Origin of the sequence: Pseudoalteromonas sp., assembly GCF_041613455.1 — a bacterium.
Classification (GTDB): Bacteria; Pseudomonadota; Gammaproteobacteria; order Enterobacterales; family Alteromonadaceae; genus Pseudoalteromonas.
Genome location: NZ_JBFJHD010000215.1, coordinates 1 through 5,003, shown reverse-complemented (window position 1 = coordinate 5,003; position 5,003 = coordinate 1). Strand labels below are relative to the sequence as shown.

The window sequence follows — 5,003 nt, the reverse complement described above, 5'->3', positions numbered from 1 at the left end:
TCAATTACTTCAATCCAAGCGGTATACGTACCTGCGGATGATTTAACGGATCCATCTCCAGCAACTACCTTTGCTCACTTAGATGCAACAGTAGTACTTTCACGTGATATCGCGTCACTTGGTATCTACCCTGCGGTAGACCCACTTGATTCATCTTCACGTCAACTTGACCCACAAGTAATTGGTCAAGAGCACTACGATACAGCACGTGGCGTTCAAACAGTTCTTCAGCGTTACAAAGAACTTAAAGACATCATTGCAATCTTAGGTATGGACGAGCTTTCTGACGAAGATAAGCAACTTGTATCTCGTGCACGTAAAATCCAACGTTTCCTATCTCAGCCATTCTTCGTGGCAGAGGTGTTTACAGGAGCGCCGGGTAAATACGTATCACTGAAAGATACAATTGCTGGCTTCAAAGGCATCTTAAACGGTGAATTTGATGATATGCCAGAGCAAGCGTTCTACATGGTTGGCTCTATCGAAGAAGCTCAAGAAAAAGCCAAAGGCATGTAACTTAGGAGGGGAGTATGGCAGCTATGACTGTACATCTTGATGTAGTAAGCGCAGAGCAGAGTTTGTTCTCTGGTCGTGTTGAATCAATTCAAGTTACTGGTAGTGAAGGTGAGTTAGGCGTTAATGCTGGTCACGCTCCACTACTTACTGCCCTTAAACCTGGTATGGTACGTTTAGTTAAGCAGTTTGGTGAAGAAGAACTCATCTATATTGCTGGCGGTACATTAGAAGTGCAACCTAATCTAGTGACTGTGTTAGCTGATACAGCGGTTCGTGGTGAAGACCTAGACGAACAAGCTGCAGAAGCCGCTAAACGTGACGCTGAAGCACAAATGGCGAAAGGTGCATCTGCAGAGCTTGATTACAATCAAGCGGCAATGCAATTAGCTGAAGCAATTGCTCAGCTACGCATTATTCAGCAATTACGTAAAAAGTAAGCCTATCTGGTTTTATTAAAAGCCCACATTTCGTGGGCTTTTTTGTGCGCAAAATAAACCTAAGCTAGGGAAAAATTATGAATTTACGGTTTGTGTTCACTATTTGCCCTTTATTACTTATATCGATCTGTAATCCCCGTTACAATAACGCCATTCAATCAAGTGTCAGTGTGTTTCAGTCAAGATTCAGTCGTCAGCAGCTAAGCTACTGAGTATTTGCACACGATGTGATTTACGCAATCTACTGTGTACCCTAGCGCACTTATTAGCTAAAACAACGAAAAAAGGAAATTGTTTTAATGTCTCTTTCTACGGTTATTCTCGCAGCGGGTAAAGGCACTCGTATGCGTTCTGCATTGCCAAAAGTACTGCATAAAGTTGCAGGTAAAGCGATGGTGCAGCATGTTATTGATAACGCCAAAGCACTAGGCGCATCAGCCACTAATTTAGTGTATGGACACGGCGGCGAACTATTACAACAGCAACTAGCCGATAACGACGTAAATTGGGTACTGCAAGCTGATCAGCTCGGCACAGGCCATGCGGTTGCTCAAGCTAATCCATATATCAATGATGAAGATACAGTATTAGTATTATACGGCGATGTGCCGTTAACCAAACAATCAACGCTTGAGCGCTTACTCGCGGTGACCCCTAAAAATGGCCTAGCAGTGCTGACCGTAAATTTAGCTAACCCCAATGGCTATGGCCGCATGCTACGTGTGGATGGCAAGCTAGTGGGTATTGTTGAGCAAAAAGATGCCAGCGCCGAGCAGCTACTAATAAACGAAGTAAACACCGGTATTATGGCGGTTAACGGTAAACTACTTAAAAGCTGGTTAGGTAACTTATCTAACAATAATGCCCAAGGTGAATACTACCTAACAGATATTGTTGCTATGGCGCACAGTGAAGGCGTAGAAATAACCTCAGCGCAGCCAGATCACCCAATGGAAGTTGAAGGCGCCAATAATCGCGTGCAACTTACAGGGCTTGAACGTGCTTATCAAGCATGGCAAGCAGAAGAACTGATGTTAAATGGTGCCACCCTCGCCGACCCTGCCCGCGTTGATGTACGGGGCAATGTTAAAACCGGCGAAGATGTTCTTATTGATATTAATGTTATTTTTGAGGGTAACGTAACGCTTGGTAACAACGTTGAGATTGGTCCTAATTGCGTACTTAAAAATTGTACTGTTGGCGATAACGTTGTTATTAAAGCGAATACATTAATTGAAGATGCCACGGTTGCCGCTAAATGTACCTTAGGCCCCTATGCCCGTTTACGTCCAGGCGCCATTATGGAAGAAGACTCGCACATTGGTAATTTTGTCGAAATGAAAAAAACCCGTTTAGGCAAAGGTTCTAAGGCAAATCACTTAAGCTACTTAGGCGATGCCGAAATTGGCGAAAAGGTGAATATTGGCGCCGGCACAATTACTTGTAACTACGACGGTGTAAATAAAGCGAAAACGATTATCGGTGATAATGCTTTTATCGGTTCTAACTCATCATTGGTTGCTCCAGTCAATATTGGTGCAACCGCTACGATTGGTGCAGGCTCGGTGATCACCAGCACCGTTGAAGATGAACAACTTGCAATAGCACGCTCTAAACAGCGTAATTTAACAGGCTGGAAACGCCCCGTTAAGAAATAACCTGTCACCCTCTATGTCAAAGCGAGTTTTAAAACTCGCTTTTTTTTATCTAAATTAATTTAAAGTGCCATAACGTTGTAATGCGTGTGTGTTGTTATTTTTGCCAACACCACAACAAGGAACATTACAATGTTAAAAAGATCACTCATCGCAGTTGCTCTCTTATCTATACTAACAGGCTGCTCACTGGAAGGTGAAGACGGGCACGATGGTATACAGGGTATTAAAGGGGAGCAAGGTACTGCGGGTCAAAATGGTACTAATGAAAGTTCTGCGTTAAATATCAACCTTATTGGCCGTGCAGTACTCAATGCACAAAGCCCTGAAGGCGCCGCAGAAATAGTCGCCTACCAAGCATCTAAAAAGTGGATTTACGCTATTAATAGTTCAGGCGATGCCGCTGTTGTTAATATCATTCCTGCCGATATGTTCGACACCGCTGCATTAGTAAAAGATAACCAAGGCATTGTCAGCGGTACCAATTTAACATCTGCCATTACCCTGAGCTTGAACGCTCACACGCCAGGTGATGCAAATAGTTTAGCAATAGATGAAAATAACCAGTTACTCGCCGTTGCTATGGCAGCTAAAGCAGTTGGTGAGCCAGGTCAAATAGCGTTTTATGATATCAGCGGTGAACAATCCATATTTATTAAAAATGTAACAGTAGGTGCCCTACCCGACATGGTTACGTTTAGCCATGATGGCACAAAAGTAGTGGTCGCCAATGAAGGTGAACCTAATGGGGATTACAGTATTGATCCCGAAGGCACAATTAGCATTATAAATATTAATAACGGCGCTATTGCAGATACCGCGTTGAGCATCAACTTTCAAGGCTACAATAATCAGCAAGCAGAATTAGAAGCACAGGGCCTAGTGTTTGCTAATCCTACTGGACGTACTATTAATGGCAATTTAATCAATACCACGGTGGCGATGGATTTAGAGCCCGAATATGTGAGCATTTCAAAAGACAATAAATATGCTTATGTCTCAATCCAAGAAAACAATGCACTAGCCATCATTAATCTTGAAGATCATTCCCTTGAGCTAAAAGGGCTTAGTTATAAAAACTGGGAAAATCTGCAATTTGACGCATCAGACAAAGACGGCGGTATTAATTTTAAGTCATATGCAGGCTTATATGGCATGTATCAGCCAGATACTATTGCCAGTTTTAGCTGGAAAGGTGCCAACTTTATTATTTCTGCCAACGAAGGAGATGCACGCGAATACTTTTTTGCTGCCAGCGATGAAGCTGATTGTATAGCCAAAGGTGGGCTAGATTTTGATGAAAGTGACGGTTGCCTTGCTTATATAGACGAAAGCCGTGTTGAAGATTTAACTCTTGCCAGTAATTTTGCTTACTTAAATAATGATGATTACAATATTGGTAGATTAAAAGTAACCACAGCAAAGGGGGATACAAATAACGATGGTCAGTACGAATCATTATACGCCTACGGGGCACGTTCATTTACTATTTGGGATAGTAATGGGCTGGTGGTATTTGATTCTGAAGATGACATCGCTCGTATTACAGCCTCAGTACACGGCGAAGCGTTTAATAATAATGAAGACGAAAATAAAGGTGATACACGCTCAGACGATAAAGGTGCAGAGCCAGAAGCATTAACCATAGGCACAATTGGAGAGCGTACATTTGCTTTTATAGGCTTAGAACGAATGAGCGGTATTATGGTTTATGATATTACTAACCCATACAAGGTTAAATTTGAAGATTACTTTTATAACCGGGGCCTAATAGAAGGTGCAGAGATAACCGGTGATCTGGCACCCGAAGGTATGGTGTTTGTAGCCGCTGAGCAAAGTGCTAGCGGTGAACCACTCCTTATAGTAGGTAATGAGATATCAGGCTCTATAGCTGTATGGCAAATAGCAGCAAATTAAAACCAATAGAGCAGTACAGCGATGACTAAATGTACTGCTTATTCCACAATGTAATTATTAGCTAAATAACAGCGAATAAAACGTGTGTTTTTTAAGCTAAAATAAGCCTGTAGCCCTTTATTTGTATGCCTTTCATACAATATTCATTTAATTGTCAAAAAGCTGAAATAAAACATTGACCCCCGCTCGAATCTCCCTATAATGCGACCCCACTGAGACGGGAAACGCCAACGCATAGCGAGGCACGAACAACTCACAGAGTTAAGTAAAACTTCGGTTTTAAATCTTCTTAAAAGAAAGTTTAAAATTAAGTGTTGACTCGAAAAATAAAGGATGTATTATACGCATCCCTAGCGACACGGTCGCAACGTTCTTTAACAATATAAAGCAATCATCTGTGTGGGCACTCGTACAGATTGAGTTCTAACAGCCAAGCTTAGTTCGCTAAGTGAGGCAAACAAATTTAGAGTCTCAATTG

3 protein-coding genes and 1 pseudogene are annotated in these 5,003 nt (G+C 42.1%); all 4 read left to right on the top strand.

Annotated elements, in window-relative coordinates; translation table 11 throughout:
• Positions 1-516: pseudogene (locus ABYB02_RS14515) on the top strand (F0F1 ATP synthase subunit beta); the annotation flags it as partial.
• Positions 517-530: 14 nt separating this feature from the next.
• Positions 531-953: a F0F1 ATP synthase subunit epsilon gene (locus ABYB02_RS14510; protein ID WP_372763124.1), complete on the top strand. Its 423-nt coding sequence runs from the start codon at positions 531-533 to the stop codon at positions 951-953.
• Positions 954-1,252: 299 nt separating this feature from the next.
• Positions 1,253-2,611, top strand: a complete 1,359-nt coding sequence (gene glmU / locus ABYB02_RS14505; protein WP_372763123.1) for a bifunctional UDP-N-acetylglucosamine diphosphorylase/glucosamine-1-phosphate N-acetyltransferase GlmU — start codon at positions 1,253-1,255, stop codon at positions 2,609-2,611.
• 129 nt (positions 2,612-2,740) lie between these two features.
• Positions 2,741-4,525 carry a choice-of-anchor I family protein gene (locus ABYB02_RS14500; RefSeq protein ID WP_372763122.1) on the top strand — a complete coding sequence of 595 codons (1,785 nt, stop codon included), beginning with the start codon at positions 2,741-2,743 and terminating at the stop codon, positions 4,523-4,525.
• The last annotated feature ends 478 nt before the right edge of the window (positions 4,526-5,003 follow it).

Bases quoted from the DNA above. Each gene is read 5' to 3' on its own strand.
- ABYB02_RS14510 (WP_372763124.1), top strand. From the start codon at position 531: ATGGCAGCTATGACTGTACATCTTGATGTAGTAAGCGCAGAGCAGAGT.
- ABYB02_RS14500 (WP_372763122.1), top strand. From the start codon at position 2,741: ATGTTAAAAAGATCACTCATCGCAGTTGCTCTCTTATCTATACTAACA.
- glmU (WP_372763123.1), top strand. From the start codon at position 1,253: ATGTCTCTTTCTACGGTTATTCTCGCAGCGGGTAAAGGCACTCGTATG.